Origin of the sequence: Vibrio sp. 10N.222.47.A9 (assembly GCF_963872585.1) — a bacterium.
GTDB lineage: Bacteria > Pseudomonadota > Gammaproteobacteria > Enterobacterales > Vibrionaceae > Vibrio > Vibrio splendidus.
Genome location: NZ_CAWNBB010000064.1, coordinates 1 through 22,488 on the forward strand (window position 1 = coordinate 1; position 22,488 = coordinate 22,488).

The window sequence follows — 22,488 nt, forward strand, 5'->3', positions numbered from 1 at the left end:
TTAATGGAATTGGTATTATCTCCTAAAAGTCCCATTAAAAAAGCGATAGCCTCGGCTATCGCTTTTCTGGTTCTGGTTCTGGTGCTTAGTCATTTATCTTCTAACATGACTTGCCAATACGTGGTTTACCAAAATACATGGTTTACAATTACACGACTAACAAGTGCATCACACCAACGCCTCGCAACCAATAAGCATTCACTAGCGTTAAAACGCAAACATTCTTTTATCGGTCGATAATTCAAAGCAGTATTGTGCGTGTTTTTCAAGGCATTCAAACACTTCTCGATCTAACTTATAGTTTTCAACATGGTCTCTCAAAATTGCCATCGTCTGTTCTAACGTCATTCCAGCACGATACGGACGTGACTGAGATAATGCTTGGAATACATCCACCACAGCGACGATCCGACTCGGTTGATCCAACTCTTCTGCCGTTTTTCCCATCGGATAACCTGAACCATCTAATCTTTCATGATGATTGGATGCCCACTGGCAAACCTGAGGAGAACTAAACAACTCTTGCAGTGCAAATCGAGTATCTGTTGCATGTCGCTTAATACAACAGTACTCCTCTTCGGTCAGTAAATCCGGCTTATGAAGAATGTCATTAGGTGTTTGCAGTTTGCCGATGTCATGAACTAGCCCTGCTAAATAGAGTTTGCGCTGAGTTGTGTATGAATAACCCAACTGCTTGGCGAGATATTCTGAAAGTTGCCCAACCTTCAAAGAGTGCTTAAAGGTAAATGAACTCTTGGTATCAACCACATTGGCAATGAATTCGGCAAAAGCCACGGTTTCATCCAGCGACATTTGTTGAGAGAAGAACGGCACAGGTTCAAAGTTGTCCCGCATGTTTTCAATGTAAGGGATCTCCATCGAAAACCAAAAATCATCCAGATCGACCAACTCACACATGTGTTGTACAAGGTTGGTTTCGAACATCTCATCCGCTTGTTCAGTCAAACGTTCAATGATGCTCGCTTTGCCATCTGGTGTCAGGTTTCCATAACGATCAGAAGAGGTGATGCCGTATAGATAATCGACTCTGTCGGCAAGCATCACAATGGCGGCCAGTTCTTTTTCTAACTCGCTGATATGAATAGCCTTTAACTCAACCCACGGGGTATGATGATAAAGAACCGGCTTAGCGAATATAGAAAGAACTGGGCACTCTTTTAAGATTTGGTAGCCCTTTTGACAATGGTGATAGCTCGAGTCGGGCACAAACCCAGAAGTTAAGCTGAGCTGCTCATCAATTTGCGATACGCCACAGTCGTGAATTAACCCCAATGAAAACGCAAGTTGCGCCTGCTCTTCTTCCCATCCGACACTCAGTGCACATCGATACGCGATATAACCGACCCTCTGTCCATGGTTTTTGCTTTCGAAACCGACGTTATCAAGCGCCTTAGCAATACCAAATAGAGCCTTTCTCAGGTCTACGGTTACCTCTTGGCAATGTTGAATCATTATTTAAGCCTAGCATTTTTATAGTTTTTATATATTTAGGCTGCTAATACTAATGCATAGCTAATGATTATATACACAACTATTGTAAGGTTTAATGAGTTTCGTGATAGAACTAACGTATCACGAAAAATCCGTGCTACAAGTGGTTGCATATTGAAAATCATGCGACATTATAGTCTGCCGACCAAAAATCACTAAATCATCAGCCAAAAGAAAAGGAAATACATGTTTAAAACGATTATCGATAATGAACTATCCATTGCATTGGTTGAAGAGAGTTTCGCTTCTCACTATGCGGAAATCTCACAAAGTCAGAATGAGTATCTAAGCCAATGGCTTGTGTGGCCACCACATTGTAAAACCGAGCAAGACTTTAGGATCTTCATCCAGCGCTCGCTACACGATTATGCGGAAGGCCAAAGCATGACATGTGCGATTGTGTATAAAGATAATATCGTCGGTAACTGTAGCTTCAACACCATTGACCACAACAAACAGAAAGTCACGATAGGCTACTGGCTGTCTGAATCATACCAAGGTAAAGGGATAGTCACCCGTGTGGTCGAAAAACTGATTGATATTGCTTTCAATGAGTTAGATATGGAAAAGATTGAAATATCAGCTGCCACTGAGAACATGAGCAGCCGTAAAGTTTGTGAGCGCTTACATTTCACGTTAGAAGGTATTATAACTCGTAACGAGAACTTGAATGGCCGCATCGTAGACCACGCTATTTATGGGCTTCATCGCTCTAAGCTCTAAGCTCTAAGCCTAAGCCTAAGCAGTCACTATTATGTAAATGAGCATACTAGAAAGCCACGGTATTCAGCCGTGGCTTTGTTATTTTACAAACCTAGAACCTAAGTAGCTCTCAGAGCGCCCAGTTATACGGTCTTAGGAATCACGATACTGAACTTGGCTCCACCACGGTTGCTGTCGTCAATTTTAATGTCCCAAGAAAGCTTTTTAGCCGCTGAAATCGCAATCGCGAGGCCTAAACCCAAACCACCGGTGGTTGAGCTTCTGCTAGAATCCAAGCGAGAAAACGGAAGGAATACTTCGTCACGCCTATCTTCTGGAATTCCAGAACCATTATCTTCAATGAGAACCAACCAATTTTCTGAGTTCTCATCCAGAGTCATCCATACTTTGTCTTGCGTGTAATTGCCTGCATTCTTAAGAATGTTATCAAACACCAAACGCGCCATCGAGCAGTCGCATTTAATGGCGCAATCTTGCGTTACATTTGATTCGAAGGTCACGTTATCCAGTTCGGAGTAACGAATCCGGTCTAAACAATATTCAAGTAAGTTCGCTCTTACTTTTACCAGTTCAAAGAAAGAGTTATCCATGACATTCAATTTCGACAGCATGATAATTTCTGAGGTGAGCTCGTTGATATCCTCAATGTAGGTATCAATATCATCGAAAAGAACCTGCTGATTCTCGGGAGCTCCCCTTCTCAAAATATCGGTCGCCAGCTGAATACGACTCAACGGAGTACGTACCTCATGAGGGATAGCTTGCGCAAAGATATGGCTTTGTTTTACTTTGCTCTCTATCTCTTCAGCCATGAAGTTAAAGCTTCTGGCCAAATCAGAAACGGGATGGATGTCGTCCAAGTCAGATCGAGTACTGAGCTTCCCCTTACCAAATTGCTTTTGCTTCTCAACCAATAGCTCTATTCTTTCTTGAAAACGTCTTACAGGTAAGTAAACACTTGCGCCAATCGCTACAATGACGGCCAGTAACAGCCCTAACAAAAAGTGCCTTTCTGAATCCTCATACCATTCAATCTCAGGAGAGAAGAAGTCCCCTACCTCACTGAACGCAAAGCTAGATTCTGAATTTGGCAACTGAAACACCGCCGAATAGAGATTGTTGTCACTGAGGTATATCGGCACACCGTTCAAGGTCGTATATAACTCACATCGTTGGCAAGGTACCTCTCCCGACCAATTTTTCAACAGGCGTAAATTGAAGATATAAAATTGTTGGTAGCCTGTTCTATCGAGCTCTTTATATAGCGAGTTTTCCTGATGGTGTTGGCGAACATACTGCTCAGCAAAGTAAATGCCATCGTTAAGGAACGTTTCGATCTCGGTGCGTCGCATGTGCCCTTCACCAAGGTTCAAAAACAAGAATATCGTTGCCGACATCCCAGTCACAATCCCAAGGTATAAGCGAGCAAACATCGAAACCGAGCGAAGTTTCGTAGCAATGAACTTACGCAACCAACATGTACCCCTTATTGCGAACCGTACGGATCAACTGCTTGTCTTTTGCGTGAATACGTAGCTTCCGGCGTAAACCAGACACTCGCATATCAATCGAGCGGTCGTTAAACGAATAGTCAATTCCTCGAAACAACTGACAGCACTGGTCTCGAGTCACGACCTGACAGATGTTATTCACAAGAAGGTTTAAGATTTCAAACTCAGCAGAAGTAAGCTTAAGGTTTTGCCCATACAGAGTCGCACTTTGAGCAATATTGTTGATCACAATATCGCATTGCTTTTCAGCCGTCTTTTCCGGCGCGATAGCAATAGGAGCAGCTCGACGTAATAACGCTTCAATTCGCGCCAACAAGGCATGGCCACGAATAGGCTTTGCAACGTAATCATCCGCGCCAAACTTAAATAAGCTTACCTCACTCATTTCATCGGCAGAGGCGGTCAACACTAAAATTATTCCATTGTAAAACTCACGAGCCTGACGGCAAATTTGAGCGCCACTCATGCCCGGAAGCATCAAGTCCAGCAGCACTAAATCAGGTTCAATACTGCGGATCGCTTCAAGTGCTAAATTCCCTTCATGAACAACGCTAACATCGTAGCCTTCAGCTTCTAGGTAAAGCGTAGTTAAACGAGCTATCTCTTGGTCATCTTCGACAATGAGCACTTTGGTTTTCGACATTACTATCACCAGTATTTATTAAAAGCGAGGGCAGTATATATACTGCTCATATATCATCAATGTTGTGATTCGAGCCTCACTTTTACCGTACGCAAAACATTGTAATCACTTTTGTACATACACGTTTACAAAACGCAGTGCTTAACCACCAGTACGCCTTGGTTTAAGAAGGTTGGCCATCAATAACTCGATATTCACGGTGTTTTAATTGCCTATACAACGCTTACGTTTGCTTTATTTTCTTACTCATACTTACATTTAAGGCATTTACAAAGCCCAATCAAATCAACCCTCCAAATAGTAATGACCTGTCGGTTAATATCACTAACAAATGACACATTTATAGTTTTAAAATCCGACTCTAGCGTTCGACAGTCGAAGGAAATCGATTACGTTACCCATCAGCCAGTGTTTTACATTTCCAGGGCCTCGGCAGGCGCTATTAAGCAATATCTTCTTCAAGTAATATTCATGAAATTGATAACTCGATCCAGCATTTGCTAATCACCACTACCTCACAGGATCCACTTTAAGATGAACAAACCGCTTTCACTGTTACTGACCAGCACCGCTTTATTTTCGACGCAGTTATTAGCTGATAGCAATAAACAAGAAACAGTGAATCCGATTCAAGCGCAGGTAAATTCTTGGATAAACATTCAGGTCGCGCCAAAAATAACATTCGTCAAAAGATGGCCTTTAACTGTGAGTTCAATAGCGCACTCATTTCTGTAGCACCTTTTTCTTCTTCAACACGGCTTTTTAACGACTGTTGAAGACCAGAATTCAATTTGATAAGCGCCTACTGAATGCATGATCTCGGTAGGCACTGTTCGACCAACACATCAGTTCACCGAGTTCAATATGATGACCAATTATCAACCTTTCGAGCATCTCAAGTGTCCTATTTGGATATATGACATTGATAATAAAAGAATAACTTGGGCAAATAGTAACGCCCTCCCCCTCTGGGAGTCTGAGTCGATGTTTGAGCTGACATCACGTGACTTTAGTGTCGAGATGTCAAAAGCGATAGAAGCAACACTGGAAGAATACCAAAGACAATTTCTACGTAACGAAAGCATCAAAACATGGTGGAACTTCACGCCAAACTACATTTCTAAACGTGCATTATGCCTATTTTCTGGGATCCCATTGCCCGACGGTCGAACCGGGATGTTGGTACAAGTCATTGCCGAAGAAGGCAGCCTAAAGCACGACTTAGCTTGCTCTGATGGCGCAAATCTATCCCTTCTATTTGATAACTCAGGAAACGTAGTGAGTGCTAACTCCGCATTTTTTCAAAACTATGGTTCACCGTTTAGTACCCTATCCGACTTCGTTTCAAGTGAAGAGACAGCAGCACAATGGTTGTTTGCTGCGCGTAAAGGCCGCGAGATTTTAGAAGAAGTCAGCTGCGAAATAGATAACAAAACCCATCATTTTGACGTTCAAGGAAAATGGCTATTTGATAAAAGCGAGCTTCTGTTAAACCTCACCTGTACAACTAAACAAAAAGAGAAACTGATCAAAGCCAGATACAACGCTGAGCACGACTGTTTAACTGAGCTTTATAATCGCCGTGGGATCACCAACCTTCTAGAAACCAGTATTGCCTATCGCTCGCCCTTTGAGTTGATGTTTGTCGACCTTGATGGCTTCAAATTGGTCAATGATACTTATGGACACAGTGTCGGTGACCAACTACTTAAGCAGGTTGGCGAACGTCTTAAACACCTCGTCGACGAGACGTGCATGATCGGTCGATTTGGTGGCGACGAATTCATTGTGATTGCCCACGCCTGTCGAAATCACAATATCCCACTGCTCTGCTCGCGTATTATTGAAGCCTTGAACAGGAGTTTCCACATCAGAGGAATTGGCACCTTGTCTGTTGGTTGCAGCATTGGTACTGCTCATTTCCCTGATAATGCCGTCGATCAAGAGTCACTGCTCAAGCAAGCGGGTATGGCGATGCATATGGCTAAAGCAAATGGACGAAATCGATTTCAAACTTTTACACCTTGCTTAGCACAAACCCTTCACCGCAAGGTAGAGATCCGTCATCGACTCACGCATGCCTTAGAGAACGACGACCTCAACCTTCATTACCAACCGATAATGAACACTAACAGCGACAAGGTGAAAGGATTTGAAGCCTTACTTCGATGGTCGGACGAAGAACTTGGTGACATCGCTCCTGACGAATTTATTACCTTAGCAGAGGAAAGTGGGCAAATAGTTCCACTCGGAAAATGGGTTCTCAATTCCGCGCTCAAACAGTTATCGATGTGGCAACGAGAGTTTGATCATGAGTTGATGATGAGCATCAATATCTCGAGCATTCAGATGCACGCTACCTTTGCCGAACAGCTATCGGCAATGCTGAACTTCTACAATATCCAGCCTCAAAGCGTTGCCCTTGAAATCACCGAGTCTTCGATGATCTTCAAGCATGGTGAAGTCAGACAAGCATTAAGTGATATATCAAAATTGGGCGTAGAACTTCACCTTGACGACTTTGGTACAGGGTACTCCTCGCTCTCAATGTTGCATGACTTGCCAATTAGCACCGTTAAACTCGATAAAAGTTTTGTCCATGGCTCGCACAAAGGGAGCAAAGCAATAGTCCAAGCCACCCATGCCATCTGCGACAAACTGGGGCTAAAAGTAGTTGCTGAAGGCGTCGAGACCGAAACGCAAAAAGCGTTCTTGATCGATTGTGGATACCAGTATCTTCAAGGGTTCTTGTTTAGTAAGCCCATCCCGTCAAATGAAGTCGAAAGACAATTTTTAACGGGTCGATTAATAGACATTTAAAAACTTATTTATCAATAAGTTAGAGTTTTTGAACACTTCGTAGTCCAGAGAGTGATACCCGCATCAACGCTTACGTATGCTTACATTGCGGCCAACAACGACAAACCGAAGTTAAAGCATTGTTTATTATGTAATTATTGATAAAAATCAACCTGTAAGCCATATAACAGATATACCTACCTTCTGTAATGGCTTTGGTATTTAGATTACCCTCATGCAGCCCCTCAATCAGATCAAATAATCGGTAAATATGAGAAGACAAAACGGCTTCACTCTCTTAGAACTTATCATCGCTGTCTTAATTTTGGCTATCCTGTCTGCCACGGCTATGGTCAAGTTCTTAAACGTTCAAGGAAGCGCCCGTGCGAGTAAAATACACGACGTAGCGGGTAACCTACGTACCGGTATCGATATGATCTACGCCAAGTCTGCGATTGCTGGCGTTGAGGGAGAGTGCAACTATGTAGAAAAAACGGAAATTGAAACCTACTACGTCTGTCATGGCTACCCAATAGCTTATGTGGATTCACTAAGAAGGCTGCTCAATATCGACAGAACAGAGCTTCACGTGATCAACAAAGAAGTCGATCCTGGCAGCAATGCCGAAAGAGTAGCTGCTATCTCTTTTGACGCAGATAGCTACACCTATTCACCTGAAGGTGACTTTTGTCAGGTACTCTATCAACCAGAAAAAGAACCTCAAATCGTCGTACTTGATGGCGCATGTTAAATACTCAACGATTTTACTCATTCAGAAGTTAGATCTAAACCATCGAGACAGCTCTTTGAATATCATGTGGTTACGATAAATTTGTTCAAAAATAATACGAATAGGGTTAAGTTGTTGCTACTTACATCTTTAAGTGCTGTTTACGTTATAACATGAGCTTAATTCATATCTTATTTTTTATAATTAGCCTATAAAGATCTACATAGGTGCATGTCTGATATATATCAACAGTGTTTTGATTAAACATCTTTCATAAATAGACAGGTATAAATATATAAGTAAAAATAGCACCCTCGTGCTATCTAAAACTTCCCAACTAAACGTTTAATTATTTAATAAGACGTAAGAATACAAATAAATCAAACTCAAAATACAATATTATCAATGCCATCATCTAGCCATATAATTCAATTACTAAAATTATGTCTCAATTAAATTATATTAACATTACATAAATTGACATAATCTAAGTTTATCCTGAAAAATTCTGATAAATCTCACACATCAATAAACCGAATGAATACCATCAAAAGCTACATTAGAAATCTCTAAATCCAGTAGCTAAAGCTTCCACATAGAAGCGGTGAAATGGATAAATACCAAAACAAATGGATAAATCCCCTTTACCCCTTGTAAATCATTGGCTTTCATTTATAAATTCAACTTTTGGATGAACATCTCCATAACCTTTCATTCAACCCCAAATTCTGCGATTAGTATCAACATCTTAAGAGAAAATGGTGACATTTTGGTTATATTATTTGGAAAGGACTCTTAGGTTGAATGAAAATCCCAGCCAATACACATCAATCACATAAATATAATAACTGTCGCTTAGGAGTTGAGCCATGCACTGTTCTTTCAATATAAACAACAATAATGAGAGCTTGCAACTGATCTACAATGAAGAAAAAATATATATCAAGAACAACAGCAATAAGATATCAGAGGAAAGTCTTAATAGTAAAGAGAGTTTTGTATTCAAATACCTTATTGAGCACTCATCAATATCTAACCCTCAATCTGCACGAGATGTTGAAGAGTCTTTTAAATTACATTTTGATGAAGAGTTTAGTTTGTATGCATTAAAAAACATCATCGCCTCAATAAGAAAGAAGTATCGAAACTTATGTAAAAAAGCAAAGATAGATAATAATAGCGAACTTATCTCTAACCTTTATAAGGTGGGTTACTTTATCGATCTCGATAAGAGCTCTACAAACTGCGTCGCACCAAAGTACGACATCAATCAATTCAAGCCCAGTCAGATAGAAATGTTGAAAATGATGTTCAACACCTATCATAGAGAACTGATTAAGGCTCTGATAACCGTGTTCACCGTCTCTTCATTTTTCCTCTTCGTTGTCTACTTTTTCCAAATCCTTTATACGACAAAGATTGCAGATGAATACAGCGAAAACACCAAACATATTGTTGAAGAAATCATGCTCTATGGGTGCGATAACCAAGGGGCTGTGCACTCATTAAGGCATTCGCTCAACCTTGATTCTGTCATCATGGCTACGTCTTATGGTTCATGTTATATCTCCAAAACACGCTCGAAAATGGTAGACCTTGATCAAGTTGATGACTTTTACGATAGTGCCGATTTCGCTTATTCACGTTTCGCAGACACTAAGCATGACATTGACCTTACAGTGCGTATTTCTACACGCTCTATTGAAGCTCGATACAAAAACTCACTATTGCCTCTGTTAGTCGACTCGGTCTCGATCCAGAAAAATGGTTATTACATTCTGAACCTAGGTGAAGAAAGTAAAGCTATCTATCAAACACCACTGCCAACCGGCGCAACCATTACCTTTTACAGTGACGATATTGTCGTACTGTGGACTGCGCTTTCTCTGATTCTCGCCACACTGCTTTATCGCTCCTATATTCTGGGCTTTATGATCTACCTGTTTCGTTGGAAACACATCTCCTTTGAAGAAGAGCCCATCATCAACACCGAAGACAACAGCGTCCTGTATTACGAGTTGCTATCTCGTGTGCGTAACGTTGGCGTTTTAAGCTTCATCAACACCATGAGACGCACCAATTTACTCACCTTTCACACTATCTTGCTCATCGAGACGGTCAGAAAAGCCAAATTACACAACAGCCATGAGATCTATGGTGTCAACGTGTGTCCGAGCGCTTTGGTGGGGTCGAACTTCGCAAGGCTCAGAGAGCATTTGGCCGCGATGGAAGCGAATGAATTTGTCGTCGAGATTACTGAATATTCGAACATTGGCTATGGATGTGAGGTTATCGATAACATTAAGGATATCAAAAAGCTTGGTATTACTATCGCTCTGGATGACTTTGGTACGGGCAATAACAACATCGAAATCATCAATGTTATCTCTCCGGCCTATCTAAAACTGGATCGTTGCTTTGTTAAGGATATCGAGTCAGGAGAGCACCATCAGGGTGTATTGCTTAATATCTCTGAGATTGGACGCTTATCAAATATCACGATGATTTATGAAGGTGTCGAGACGCGCAGGCAGCAATATATCTTGTGTCAGCTAGGCTACAACTTACATCAAGGCTATCTGTATAGCCGGCCTAATGACTCAGAGGAGCAATAAGCCCTGCCTAATAGAAATCTTGATGAGCAACCATTTCCTATTCAAATAATCATCGCTCATACCGCTGCTTGAAAGCCCACAAGGAAGTAGGCTTCAAGTACCCTCCCCGCCAAACATGCTTTATCCAACGATAAAAATATCCGATCCATTTTCATAAAATCCTTGCCAATTCGAATAAAAAGGTTAGTGTTATACACATGTATATCACCATGCAGTTTTAATTATGACCGAATGGAAAGACGACCAACCAATCTTTAGGCAGCTTGCCTCAAAGATCAGTGACCAAATTCTTCAAGGTGTTTGGTTAGAGCAACAAGCATTACCCTCTGTGCGCGCGGTTGCTGCCGATCTTAAGATCAACCACCTTACTGTCATGAAAAGCTATCAGTTACTGGTGGATGAAGACTTGGTAGAGAAAAAACGCGGCCAAGGCATGTATGTGGCCGAAGGGGCACTTCAAAAATTGAAAGAGTCTGCACACCAATCATTCATCAACACACAGATCCCAGCCATCGCTGAGACGCTAGGCATCATTGATATGAGTGTCGAAGAACTCGTGAAACAGCTAGCACAACATATAAAGGACAAGTCATGAGTACGTTACTTTCCGTGAAAAACGTAACCAAAACCTATTCAAATCAAGTGGGTGTCGAAAACATCAGCTTTGAGTTAAAGCCAGGACAAGTACTTGGTCTGCTTGGCCACAATGGCGCGGGTAAATCGACTCTGATCAAATCACTGCTTGGTGGACACAACTATCAAGGTGAGATTGAAGTAAACGGCTACCACCCTATCCACCAGCACGCAGAGCTCATGCAGCACTTGTCGTACATCTCAGATGTTAACGTGTTACCAGAGTGGATGACGGTTAAACAACTGCTTCGATACACACAAGGTGTGCACCCTAGCTTCAACAAGCAAAAAGCAGAACAGACGTTAAGCAGCACCAACATTAAGTTGTCTTCTACTATCAAGCAGCTTTCTAAAGGGATGAAAGTACAACTTCACCTTGCGATCATCATCGCGACTGACACTCAAGTGTTGATCTTAGATGAGCCTACACTGGGCTTAGATTTGCTGTACCGCGATACTTTTTATCGCCACCTACTAGAATGGTTCCACGACGGCGAACGCGCCATGATCATTGCAAGCCATGAGGTTTCAGAAATTGAACACCTATTAACGGATGTACTGATTTTGAAGCAAGGTCATTGTGTACTGCAAAAAAGCATGGAAGACATCGAGAGCGACTATTTCATTATTGAAGTCGCAAATAACCATTCAAGCGAGATTCAGAAACTCAACCCACTGACCTCACAATCAGGGCTAGGCACTACTAAGTGGTTATTGGAAGGTCAATACAAAGCGCAGGTTGAATCACTGGGTAACATCTATAACGTTGGTCTCGCAGATCTATTCCTTGCAACACAGACGGAGAAGGCATAATGCATCCAAGTTTTTACATGCTAGAAAAAGAACTCATCGAGCACAAAGTTAACACTCGATTGCCTCTGTTTGTCGCGTTATGTGGTTTCTTACTGTTCGTTGGTCTGTTCTTTAATGGCGCAGCACAACATGAGTTTTTCTTTGAAATGCAAGTGAACGGTGACGTGAGCGACATCCACAGAGAGTTCGCACAAGATCTCAACTCAGTGATCTACTTTGGCGCGGGCCTTATTTCACTGATCCTGTCGACGCTATATATCCCTAAAACGCTGCGTAAAGAGCGCCAAGAAGGCAGTTCGATGTTTTGGAGAAGTATGCCGGTATCTAACGCAATGACTCACGGCGTGAAGCTAGGATTCGGTTTAGTGGTTATTCCGGCTATCTGTGCATTGTTAGTGTTGTTCGCAGATTTTCTATTCTGGATATTGAACGTCTCAAGTGAACAACAACTGGCGCTATTGGTTGAGCAGCAATCTCTGTTTTATGTGCTGAGCAACTGGGTCGTGTTTTTTGGACGAATGATGTTAGTTGCACTGGTTTTATTGCCACTGGCAACCGTCACTCTAGCGATTTCGCAGCTGGTAAACTCTCCATTGCTTGTCATTTTCATCTCAAGCTATGCGATTAAGTTCCTCTCTGTCGCCGTGTTTGGGTTCTATGGCATCAATGACTTCCTATCTCTCATCGCGTCATTACCAATGAATGTGCTCATAGCAAGCAACCCATTAAGTGCGATTGCAGAAGCGCCGATTTTATCTTTAGGTATTTACGCACTGATCGGTGTTGGTGGCTATCTGCTGAGCCTAAAGCTGAACCGAACCGATGATGTCAGTTTGAAGACGCTCTTCCAACGTTAACGCATTAGCTCCTGACGTTGGTGTTATCTCTCCCGAGCAGTTAACCACATCAGATATCAAAATCTAAATCAAAGCTTCTGAGAAATCGGGAGCTTTTTTTGATCACGACTTTGCGAATACAGATATGCGTAACAAAAACAAAGGGGTTTTAGTGAGGAGTAACAGAGTGAAGCAACAAGAGAATCTAAGAGGAGGTATTAATGAGCTGACATTGAATGCATTGTTGTTAATGCCTGTCAGCTCTTTGGAGGATGATTTCTTTAGTCGCCGACCAGATGAAGGTCCTTGAGAGTACTAATGAAATCGATTTGTTGCGTTTTACATTTGATTAAGCTTTTCAGCTTTTTTTATCTTAAAGCTTTACGATTTAAAGCTTATTTCTTTGAAGCTTCTTTCGCTGTGTCTTTCCAGTATTGGATGCGAACGCGATGAAGCTGTGCTCTTCTCATTTTTTTCATAAGGGATATTTCCTTTTCTTTAACTGCTCTTCATGAGCTATTTTTATTGCCAACCATTCGAATCTAACGGTGTTTGATGTCCAGATCAATGATACAAATCACAAAATTTATAGAGTTTTGAGTACCATTTACATCAAAGTATGACCTAGATATCAACTATGGCTCAATTCAATCCTATGAGCCGCTCTTCAAAATTAAGGTTAGTTCTCTCAGATGACAAATTCATTTCAGTATCAATACAGTTCAATGATACTAATTTAATAGACCGGACCAACGCGGATTTAGTTCCAGCATCTTATCTTTTATTACTCGCCTTACCCATAAAGTTACAGCGTAACTAGGCCTATATTCAATGTGAACAATTAATCGCCACATTAGCCTATACGTCACAACATCAAAATGGGATTATGTTTGTAACGGGTGGAACTTTTGATAGAAAAAAGCCGTAGTGAATAAAATTAAATGGACGTAATTATGAGTAAAGTAATTCTGCAAGGGCATATTCTAGTGCCAGACAACGACCTAAAAGCCGTCACACAAGCCTTGGTTGTACACAAAGAACTGACACTGGAAGAACCTGGTTGTATCGTGTTTCGAGTCAGTCAGAGCACGCTTCAACCTAATCGCTTTGAAGTGTATGAAGAATTCACTAGCCGAGAAGCATTCGAAGCGCACCAACAGCGAGTAAAAGCGTCTGAATGGGGTGAAATCTCCAAGAACGTGACACGTCATTACCAAGTCACCGATGTTCCGACATCATAATGATACATCCGCTTGCCAATAGTATCGTCACGTTGATCAAACAGGATCCCTTACGAATACAGGTTTTAGACTGTGTCGCTCAGCTGGATTTGCCGCAATGCTATGTTGCTGCGGGCTTTGTGAGAAACCTCGTTTGGGATCACTTGCATGACTTTGACTCCCCGACGACGCTCAATGATATTGATGTGATCTACTTTGATACCATTGATACCTCCTACGAATCGGATCTTCGATACGAGGCTCTGCTTAAGCAACGGTTACCTGAACTGAATTGGCAAGTTCGCAATCAAGCCTACATGCACACCAGAAATGGGGATGAGCCTTACCAAGGCTCATTGGATGCGATGAGTTACTGGCCAGAGAAAGAGACCGCCGTCGCCGTAAAACAAAGCCTCAATGGAGACATCGAATGTATTTCGTCTTTTGGTTTAGAGAGTTTGTTTGATTTGCAAATCACACCCAACCCAAAGCGTAACCGAGATATCTTTGATCAAAGAGTACAATCTAAAAACTGGTTAACTCATTGGTCGAAGTTAACTATTGGTTGTTTGAGTCTTAAAGGGTCCTTTGTCGCTCGTACTAATTAGTCGCAAACTTTATACATTAATATGTTTAATATAAACTATGGTTAATATTAACTTACATCCATATAAGGTAGCTACTATGTCGATTGTACGTGCGTTACTAATACTTATAAGCTTAGTTATCATTGGGTGTGCTGATACACATAAACTTCAGGTTACGGATGTAAACTCGACAGCTAAATTTGAAGCAAGTGATTCAGTTTTAATTGCCCGCTCAAAGAATGGGGAGTATGGGAAGCACTATTATTCAGGCTCAGGACTAATGGTGAGTAAAGCTCTTCAATCAGAGTTATTCACAAAACTAAACAACGTCGCAATTGCTAACCAAGCAGCTGATTATAATTTTGTCCTTGAATATGCGAAAAGCAATGAGTTCAACTACTTAATTTTTCCTACCATATTACACTGGGAAGATCGCGCGACTGAATGGTCAGCAAAGCCAGATAAAGTAAGGGTAAAAATTACAGTTGTTGATGTTAAAACAAAAGTAATTATTAAGTCTGGCATAATCGAAGGAAAAAGCGGGCTAGCTACCTTTGGCGGTGACCACCCACAAGATTTATTGTCAGAGCCGGTCAGCGAATTCATGGCTAACCTATTGAATTAATTATTTATCGTGGTGATTCAATAATTGAGCTCTATTGCGTAGACAACATCAACTCTACCTGATGATACCGTAGTTAACATGGTTAACCTGTGTCGAATCAAAACTTTACCTCTGTACTAAAACCATTGACTAAAAGCCCAATCAGATCGAACATGCCCCCACTTGTTAGCTTATTAATTTATTAGCTTAGTAACTAATCAACTCATCAACCGCGCGTGACCACTAACTGCTGCGCTCTCTCGTCATACTGAGTAACGACCATGAACCAACAATACATGCTGCAAGCACTCGAAGCTTCGCGCCAAGCCTTACCTGATTGCCAACCAAACCCGCCAGTAGGCTGCGTTTTGGTAAAGAACGATAAGGTGGTGTCTGTTGGATACACGCAAAATGTCGGCGGAAACCACGCCGAGGTCGAAGCGCTCAATAGCTATGACGACGGATTGGACGGAGAAATGGAAGGGGTTACCGCTTACGTAACTTTAGAGCCATGTTCATTTGTTGGCAGAACACCCGCTTGCGCTAATACATTGGTTAAAGCCGGTGTAAAACACGTAGTGGTAGCGATGCTAGACCCTGACCCTCGCAATAATGGCCGTGGTATTGCGATCCTTGAATCGCACGGCGTGAAGGTGGATGTGGGGTTATGCCAAGCGCAAGTAAGCGCCTTTTTAACCCCTTACCTTGGTAAGTCCTAGATCTAAACAGCAAGTATCAGTTCAATTTCACTCGGTAAAGCGGATTGACTGGCTTATCGACAAAATACGACCAGATATGATCGTAGACCGCATGTTGATTAGGGAATGGCGCTAACGCTTTTGCCTCTTCTAAATTGCACCAGCAGTACTCCGTATGCTCGTCATTCAGTTCAATCGCTTGGTTGGGCGGGCATAGTACTGCAAAGACAGGGATTAGCTGAATCACATTCACGTGCGCCTCGTAAAACTGCTCCAGAAACTGCGCGTTATACAAAGCTTCCACTTTAATTTGCGTCTCTTCTTCAAACTCGCGCACGATAGCCTGCCAGCCTGTTTCACCCGCTTCAATCGAGCCCGCGACATGGCACCAAAACTCGCCCTTCACACGCTTCATTAGTAGCATTTTCATTTGTCCGTCGATCTCTGAAATAGCGACACCGGATACAATCGAAGTATTGATTGGAATCATCACGTTACCTTAGGTTGAATAAGAGGGCGGCAAGGCTACCACCCTTCACTTGTTAAGTTACCTTTTCTGATTAGAAACGAGAAGTCACTCATCAATTCATGAAGTTCAAGCCATAACTCATGGGTTCAGTGTTAACCATCTCGCTTAGCTATCCTGTAATAGAACCATTTCTTATTTGAGGCGTATTTCGATAAAGAGTAGAATCGCCGCCTCGTACTGTGTTTAAAGCCTCTAAACATACACCGTAGACTCACAACCATTTATCACCACGAATATAAGTATTAATACGACTATGCACTCATCAAAACCAACGCACGTCTCAGAAAACAGCCACACACCTGAGCATTGCTTCACTCGCTTTCAACAGCCGATCGAGTCATATTCGTTGCCTGAGCGTTTCACCTTCCCGTTCTACTACGAACCGCACCCATTGTGTGAAATAGCCTCTCATCAGCTTCAACAATATCTAGAAACACAAACCGACTGGCAGCATAACTTCGGACTGGATTCTGACGCTGGTCGCGGCAAAATGTTTGGTGTGTTGTTAGTAAGAAGCCCAGAAGGTGAATTGGGTTACTTCTCTGCTTTCTCAGGTAAAATCGCCGACCAAAACCTACTGCCTCACTTTGTGCCGCCCGTATTCGACATGTTGAGCAGCGACAGCTTTTTCCATCAAGACACAGCCGACATGATGGCTGTGAATGCGAAATTTAAAGCGCTGCAAGCAAACGCTGAATACCTTGAACTGTGTAAACAATTAGCACAACAGAAAGCACAGGCAGAGCAGGAGATCGAAGCGCAACGTTTGTTGATTATTGAAGGCCGAAAAACACGTAAAGAACAACGAGAGCAAGGTAAAGAGAACCTTGATGAACAAGCCTTCGAACAACTGAATAATGAACTTAACAAGGCCAGTGTTGCTGACAAGAACCAGCAGAAGTACCTAAAGCTCAACTGGGAACAGACCCTGCAAGTGTTGCAGGCTAAAGTTGATGTTTTCACGACTCAACTGGCTGACTTAAAAGAGCAAAGAGCACACCTTTCTCATCAGCTTCAGCACAAACTGTTTTCACAATACGCTTTCCAAAATGCGGAAGGTAACATTGAGGATCTCAACCAGATCTTTGAAGACACGCCAAATAAGATACCACCTGCAGGTTCTGGCGAATGCGCTGCGCCTAAGTTGCTGCAATACGCGTATTTGAACGGTTACACACCGCTGGCATTGGCTGAATTTTGGTGGGGTCGTTCACCGAAATCGGAAATCCGTAAGCACAAGAAATACTACGCCTCTTGCCAAAGTAAGTGTGTACCGATTTTAGGCCATATGATGAAAGGCTTAGAGGTGGATCCAAACCCATTACTAGAGAACCCAGCAGAAGGCAAAGAGCTGGATATTCTGTTCCAAGATGAACACATCGTTGTAGTCCACAAGCCAGCAGGTTTTCTATCCGTGCCGGGTAAAAACATTAAAGACTCGGCCTACACACGCGTTCAAGAAATGCACCCCGATGTTGAAGGGCCATTTGTTATCCACCGTTTGGATATGGCGACCTCTGGCATTCTAATATTTGCGCTTACACGACGTGCGAACAAAAGCCTACAGAAGCAGTTCATTACTCGTGAAGTTGAGAAGCGTTACGTGGCAATGATAGAAGGCGTTTTAGAGCAAGATGAAGGTTATGTTCGCTTACCACTACGTGGAGATTTATACGATCGTCCTCGTCAGATTGTCTGCTTCGAACACGGCAAGCCAGCTGAAACGAAATGGGAAGTGATTGAGCGAAACCAAGACACAACAAAGGTTTATCTGCACCCGAAAACGGGCCGCACACACCAATTACGTGTTCACTGTTCACATGAAGAAGGGCTTAACATGCCTATCGTTGGTGACGGCTTATACGGCAACAAAGCCGACCGACTGCACCTACACGCAGAAAGACTTGCACTTCACCACCCAGTCACCAAAGAGTGGATGGAGTTCCAGTTCGACGCTGAATTCTAAAATCTCTCATTAGTACAGAGCTTTAAAAAAGGAGTCACACCGCTTGTGGCTCCTACCTCTTTTGGGTATATCTCCACGCTTATTGCACTACATCAAGATTCACTTTGTTGTGAAGAGTAGCATGCCCACCTTCTTCTCTCCTTGAGGCCTTTGATATGTCATCAGCTGCTTTGAATTTGCACCACAACACACAAACTTCTTCTTTGATAACTGCGCAAGCACCAAGCTTGAAACCACTAGCAACCAAAAAGCCTAATCTAAATTTGGCAATGCGAAGCTTAATTGAAGAAGTTAAAAACGAACTCCCACTTTACGAATCGGAGACGTTTATCTGTGGGCCAAAAGGAAACTGCTCGGGTTGCTCTAAAAAGCTACTAGAGATGGTCGACAGTGAGTTGATGTACTGGGAGCACAGTATTTCAATTGGCCAAGGCCCCAACTTCGAAGAACTGCGCCGTTTTGGTAAGCTATGCAGTAGCGTTAGACGCGGTTTAGAGCGTAATGGTTTAGTCGAAAAACGCCCAAAGAAAAGATAACAAGCCAAGCCGATAACCAATACAATGTGTCGTTGGCGATTACAAGCTACCCTGCTACTAACTGATTGAACTCGTTAGCTATAAAAGTAATAATGTTTTGTAATACAATTCAGTGCGCAGACCGACTTCGTAGATTCGAACTCATAGAGATAAGTTCATCGATACTTTCACTATATTCTCGAACGACTCTATCCTTCTTGTCTGACGTGCCTTAGCCTTCTGTATATCAATATCACATCAATTAGAAACCTATCTTGGACAACGGAGAGCGACCTTGAAGAGACCACAACCAGTACTGGGAAAGACCGGTATGCTATTTTTTCTCGTCATAATAAGTGCTTTCCCTCCATTGACCATCGACCTTTACTTACCTGCGCTTCCGCAGATGGTCGAGGTGTTTAATACTGACAGATCAATGGTCAACCTAACCCTGAGCAGCTACTTCGTTACTTACGCCATCGGTCTTTTGTTCTGGGGGCCGCTCAGCGAAAAATTTGGTCGTAAGCCGATCCTATTAATTGGATTAGCGGGTTATATGGTCGCGAGCATATTGTGTGCGATGACCAATAGCATCGAACAGTTAATTGGCGCTCGTGTATTCCAAGCCTTTGCTGGCAGTGCTATCACCGTTATCGCTACCGCCATTGTCAAAGATCTTTATGACGGCCGAGAACGTGAAAAGATCATGGCGACTATCATGTCACTGGTGATCATCGCACCAATGGTTGCGCCTGTGTTTGGCGCCTTTTTACTGAAAATTGCTTCTTGGCGAATGATGTTTGTCACACTCGCCATTTTTGGTGCATTTGCGTCAGTATTAGCTTGCTGCTACCGAGAAACACTCGAAAACAAATACCAAGGTTCTATATTCCGCTCATGGGGAAGAATGGGCGTGGTCATGAAAAACCGCTCGTTCGTCAAGCTGCTGGTCATTTTCTCTATCATACCGATGGCGTTGATGGGCTTTCTTGCGGCGGGTTCTTATATCTACATCGATCACTTTGGATTGACCGAACAACAGTTTAGTTACGCGTTCGCATTCAATGCACTGTGCGCCTCATTTGGTCCAACAATTTACATGAAGTTGTCCTACCGAATGCCGGTTCAAAAGGTCATCTCAGGATGTTTTGCTTTATTAGCGCTTGCGGGAATCTTCACCCTAACCATTGGCGACCTGTCCCCTTGGTTCTTCATGTTCATCGCTGCACCAGCGACATTAATGGCGATCATCATGCGAGTACCGGGTACCAACTTGATGTTGAATCAACAAGATCATGACACGGGCTCTGCAGTCGCACTGATACAGTTCTTCAGCATGATTTGTGGCTCGCTTGGCATGGTGTTGGTTTCAATACGCCCAGAGTCACTAATTGAAAACCTAGGCTTTATTCAATTATCCGTCGGTACGCTAGGCGGCCTGATGTGGCTGATGGTAAGAAACAAAGAGTTCGTGACTAATAAGCTGAATTAGGCACATCCAAAATAGCTAAGTTTGTACTCAAACACGATTTAGGGCGTCCTCAATCGTGTTTGAGGTCTCGCCCTCACTGGCTTTAGCGCATATTGGCTCCAATCACCTCAATTGGAGTTAAACCATGAAATGGATACATTTACTGTTCACATCCCTACTTTTCCTTTGCGCTTCATCCATCGCTTCCGATGTCGGATTCACTCAAGTCACCTTAACTGACGATCCTAATCGCCCGCTAAACACTGCCATTTGGTATCCCACACAAGATTTATCAGACACAACCTTGATTGGCGATAACCCAGCCTTCATCGGTACGCAAGTCATCAAAGATGCTGACATTCAATCAGGCACTTTTCCAGTAGTACTGCTATCACACGGATACCGAGGAAACTGGCGAAACCAAAACTGGTTGGCGACCGAACTTGCGAGTCGTGGCTACATCGTAGCGGCCACTGACCATCCGGGAACCACTTCTTTCGACCAATCCCCGAAGCAAGCAGCGAAATGGTGGGAGAGACCACAAGATATGTCACGCATTCTGGACTACTTGTTATCCGAAACCCCGTGGAAGCAATTTGCTAACGCTGAAAATGTTACCGCAATCGGGCACTCTCTAGGTGGCTGGACTGTAATGCAACTGGCTGGAGCTAAATTGGATAGACCAACCTTTGAGGCTAATTGTTTGGTATACCCGAACTCACGAATTTGTGGACTCGCTGTGGAGTTAGGGTTATCCAAAGTCCAAGCCCAAGAGCCAAGCAATAAAGACCTTTCAGACCCTCGAATTCAACGTGTAGTTAGCCTTGATCTGGGGCTTGCTCGCAACTTCTCAGTCGGCAACTTAAATGACATTACAGTGCCAACCTTAATATTGGCGGCTGGGATTGATATTGGGGACCTACCTCAGGCATTAGAGTCTGGCTACATTGCTGAGCACATGCCTCTTAATTTAAGACGTTATAAGGTCTATGAAAGCGCTACCCATTTCAGCTTCATTCAAAGCTGCAAACCTGGGGCAGTACCGATGCTTGAAGAAGAAGTGCCAGGCGATGGCATTATTTGTAAAGATGGCGTTGGTACATCACGCGACCAGCTACATCAATTGATCTTAAACGACATCGTTAGCTTTCTGAATTGATAAACGGAAAGCAAACACACTCAATCTAACACTTGCGGCGAACTTCGATACTCACTCGGAGTTTGCCCAGTTATCCTTGAAAACTCGCGATTGAAATTGGACTTGGTCTGAAAGCCTGAACTAAGGAAGATGTCAGTTATCGCTTCATCACTTTGCATCAGGAGAGTCTTAGCGTGCTCAATTCGATAGGCGTTAATCACCTTTGAAATGTTCTGGTGGTGAGTTTGATTAACCGCAGACGATATTTTTCGAGCTGGGATACCTAGCTTTCGCGCCACTCGATTCAGGGACAAATCTGGATCTTTGAACACCTGATAATCCTTCATTAATGCATCAAACTTAGCGACGATCTGCGTGACTTCTTCATCCACTTTTAAGCTTGTCGACGATGCCGGAGATACATCAATTGCTTCAGGATAATGGTTTGACGTTGTCAGTTCACTCTGCTGTTGGTTTTGTTCCTGAATTGGTGCCGTGCTAGTACTCACAACGACTACAGCCCCAACAATTGCGGGAATAAGAACTAGGTAACCAATAGACAGAATTAAGTCGGTGTGTTGTGCGTTAAGCAGCAAAATATCATACGAAATAATGCTATCCACGAGAGCCGAAAACAGTAAGGCTATACCTGCCGTACGCTCAGCATACAAAACATTCGATACATCACTCAGCCTGACGTGCTCTGGGAAGTTAAACGATGATTTCAACAACAAGCAGCCATAGCTGAGATATAGCGAGATCAACAATAGATCAATCGTTCCATCCCAAATATACGAATAAGAAAAGGAGCCAACCAGAACAACGACTGGGCCTAAGCAATGCAAAAGAGACAAAGGTTTACTTCGATGAGCTCCCGCAAAGCAGAGCCACGCAGCCACCGGTACACTTGCACCTAGAACCGGTTGTAATACCAATTCCATTAAT

20 protein-coding genes are annotated in these 22,488 nt (G+C 42.8%); 15 read left to right on the plus strand and 5 right to left on the minus strand.

What is annotated here, in order from left to right; all coding sequences use genetic code 11:
* Positions 1 to 207: 207 nt before the first annotated feature.
* Positions 208 to 1,473 carry an HD-GYP domain-containing protein gene (locus tag AACT19_RS20605; RefSeq protein WP_076648536.1) on the minus strand — a complete coding sequence of 422 codons (1,266 nt, stop codon included), beginning with the start codon at positions 1,471 to 1,473 and terminating at the stop codon, positions 208 to 210.
* A 225-nt stretch (positions 1,474 to 1,698) separates the two neighbouring features.
* Between AACT19_RS20605 and AACT19_RS20610 the strand changes: the two genes are divergently transcribed.
* Positions 1,699 to 2,235 carry a GNAT family N-acetyltransferase gene (locus AACT19_RS20610; protein WP_004729960.1) on the plus strand — a complete coding sequence of 179 codons (537 nt, stop codon included), beginning with the start codon at positions 1,699 to 1,701 and terminating at the stop codon, positions 2,233 to 2,235.
* A 122-nt stretch (positions 2,236 to 2,357) separates the two neighbouring features.
* Here AACT19_RS20610 and AACT19_RS20615 read toward each other — a convergent pair whose 3' ends face one another.
* Positions 2,358 to 3,707: a sensor histidine kinase gene (locus tag AACT19_RS20615; protein ID WP_076648538.1), complete on the minus strand. Its 1,350-nt coding sequence runs from the start codon at positions 3,705 to 3,707 to the stop codon at positions 2,358 to 2,360.
* Positions 3,700 to 4,389, minus strand: coding sequence for a response regulator transcription factor (locus tag AACT19_RS20620; RefSeq protein ID WP_004729957.1), 690 nt, complete (start codon positions 4,387 to 4,389; stop codon positions 3,700 to 3,702). Before AACT19_RS20620 ends, AACT19_RS20615 begins: the two co-directional genes overlap by 8 nt.
* Positions 4,390 to 5,202: 813 nt before the next feature.
* Here AACT19_RS20620 and AACT19_RS20625 point away from each other — a divergent pair.
* The 10 genes from AACT19_RS20625 (at position 5,203) to AACT19_RS20670 (ending at position 15,945) form a co-directional block, all read left to right on the plus strand.
* The gene (locus AACT19_RS20625; protein ID WP_076648540.1) at positions 5,203 to 7,209 is read left to right on the plus strand and encodes a putative bifunctional diguanylate cyclase/phosphodiesterase; all 2,007 of its coding nucleotides are present in this window, start codon (positions 5,203 to 5,205) and stop codon (positions 7,207 to 7,209) included.
* Positions 7,210 to 7,459: 250 nt separating this feature from the next.
* On the plus strand, positions 7,460 to 7,939 hold the full coding sequence (locus AACT19_RS20630) for a type II secretion system protein (protein WP_017085395.1): 480 nt from the start codon (positions 7,460 to 7,462) through the stop codon (positions 7,937 to 7,939).
* Positions 7,940 to 8,787: 848 nt separating this feature from the next.
* Positions 8,788 to 10,533, plus strand: a complete 1,746-nt coding sequence (locus AACT19_RS20635) for an EAL domain-containing protein (protein ID WP_076648542.1) — start codon at positions 8,788 to 8,790, stop codon at positions 10,531 to 10,533.
* 223 nt (positions 10,534 to 10,756) lie between these two features.
* The gene (locus tag AACT19_RS20640) at positions 10,757 to 11,128 is read left to right on the plus strand and encodes a GntR family transcriptional regulator (protein WP_017079597.1); all 372 of its coding nucleotides are present in this window, start codon (positions 10,757 to 10,759) and stop codon (positions 11,126 to 11,128) included.
* A complete protein-coding gene (locus AACT19_RS20645; RefSeq protein ID WP_017072200.1) occupies positions 11,125 to 11,979 on the plus strand; it encodes an ABC transporter ATP-binding protein in 855 nt (284 codons plus the stop codon). The genes AACT19_RS20640 and AACT19_RS20645 overlap by 4 nt, the downstream gene beginning before the upstream one ends.
* A complete protein-coding gene (locus AACT19_RS20650; protein WP_017083226.1) occupies positions 11,979 to 12,836 on the plus strand; it encodes a hypothetical protein in 858 nt (285 codons plus the stop codon). The genes AACT19_RS20645 and AACT19_RS20650 overlap by 1 nt, the downstream gene beginning before the upstream one ends.
* A 932-nt stretch (positions 12,837 to 13,768) precedes the next feature.
* Positions 13,769 to 14,056 carry a putative quinol monooxygenase gene (locus AACT19_RS20655; protein WP_017091513.1) on the plus strand — a complete coding sequence of 96 codons (288 nt, stop codon included), beginning with the start codon at positions 13,769 to 13,771 and terminating at the stop codon, positions 14,054 to 14,056.
* Positions 14,056 to 14,643: a nucleotidyltransferase family protein gene (locus tag AACT19_RS20660; protein WP_076648544.1), complete on the plus strand. Its 588-nt coding sequence runs from the start codon at positions 14,056 to 14,058 to the stop codon at positions 14,641 to 14,643. Before AACT19_RS20655 ends, AACT19_RS20660 begins: the two co-directional genes overlap by 1 nt.
* A 76-nt stretch (positions 14,644 to 14,719) precedes the next feature.
* Positions 14,720 to 15,247 (plus strand): DUF4823 domain-containing protein, encoded by a 528-nt coding sequence (locus AACT19_RS20665; RefSeq protein WP_076648546.1) that lies wholly within the window; start codon positions 14,720 to 14,722, stop codon positions 15,245 to 15,247.
* A 260-nt stretch (positions 15,248 to 15,507) separates the two neighbouring features.
* Positions 15,508 to 15,945 (plus strand): bifunctional diaminohydroxyphosphoribosylaminopyrimidine deaminase/5-amino-6-(5-phosphoribosylamino)uracil reductase RibD, encoded by a 438-nt coding sequence (locus AACT19_RS20670; RefSeq protein ID WP_076648548.1) that lies wholly within the window; start codon positions 15,508 to 15,510, stop codon positions 15,943 to 15,945.
* Between the two features lie 16 nt (positions 15,946 to 15,961).
* Here AACT19_RS20670 and AACT19_RS20675 read toward each other — a convergent pair whose 3' ends face one another.
* Complete coding sequence (locus AACT19_RS20675; protein ID WP_029404965.1) at positions 15,962 to 16,414, minus strand: NUDIX hydrolase; 453 nt, start codon at positions 16,412 to 16,414, stop codon at positions 15,962 to 15,964.
* A 292-nt stretch (positions 16,415 to 16,706) separates the two neighbouring features.
* Here AACT19_RS20675 and AACT19_RS20680 point away from each other — a divergent pair, with 292 nt between their 5' ends.
* The 4 genes from AACT19_RS20680 to AACT19_RS20695 all read left to right on the plus strand — a co-directional run bounded on the left by AACT19_RS20680 (position 16,707) and on the right by AACT19_RS20695 (position 21,564).
* Positions 16,707 to 18,419, plus strand: coding sequence for an RluA family pseudouridine synthase (locus tag AACT19_RS20680; protein WP_076648550.1), 1,713 nt, complete (start codon positions 16,707 to 16,709; stop codon positions 18,417 to 18,419).
* A 155-nt stretch (positions 18,420 to 18,574) separates the two neighbouring features.
* Positions 18,575 to 18,955, plus strand: a complete 381-nt coding sequence (locus tag AACT19_RS20685; RefSeq protein WP_076648552.1) for a hypothetical protein — start codon at positions 18,575 to 18,577, stop codon at positions 18,953 to 18,955.
* 274 nt (positions 18,956 to 19,229) lie between these two features.
* Complete coding sequence (locus tag AACT19_RS20690) at positions 19,230 to 20,426, plus strand: multidrug effflux MFS transporter (protein WP_434095979.1); 1,197 nt, start codon at positions 19,230 to 19,232, stop codon at positions 20,424 to 20,426.
* A gap of 124 nt (positions 20,427 to 20,550) precedes the next feature.
* Entirely contained in the window at positions 20,551 to 21,564 is a 1,014-nt protein-coding gene (locus AACT19_RS20695) for an alpha/beta hydrolase family protein (protein ID WP_076648554.1), read from the plus strand.
* 20 nt (positions 21,565 to 21,584) lie between these two features.
* Here AACT19_RS20695 and AACT19_RS20700 read toward each other — a convergent pair.
* The coding region (locus tag AACT19_RS20700) for a helix-turn-helix domain-containing protein (protein WP_076648556.1) at positions 21,585 to 22,488 on the minus strand (904 nt) is incomplete at its 5' end.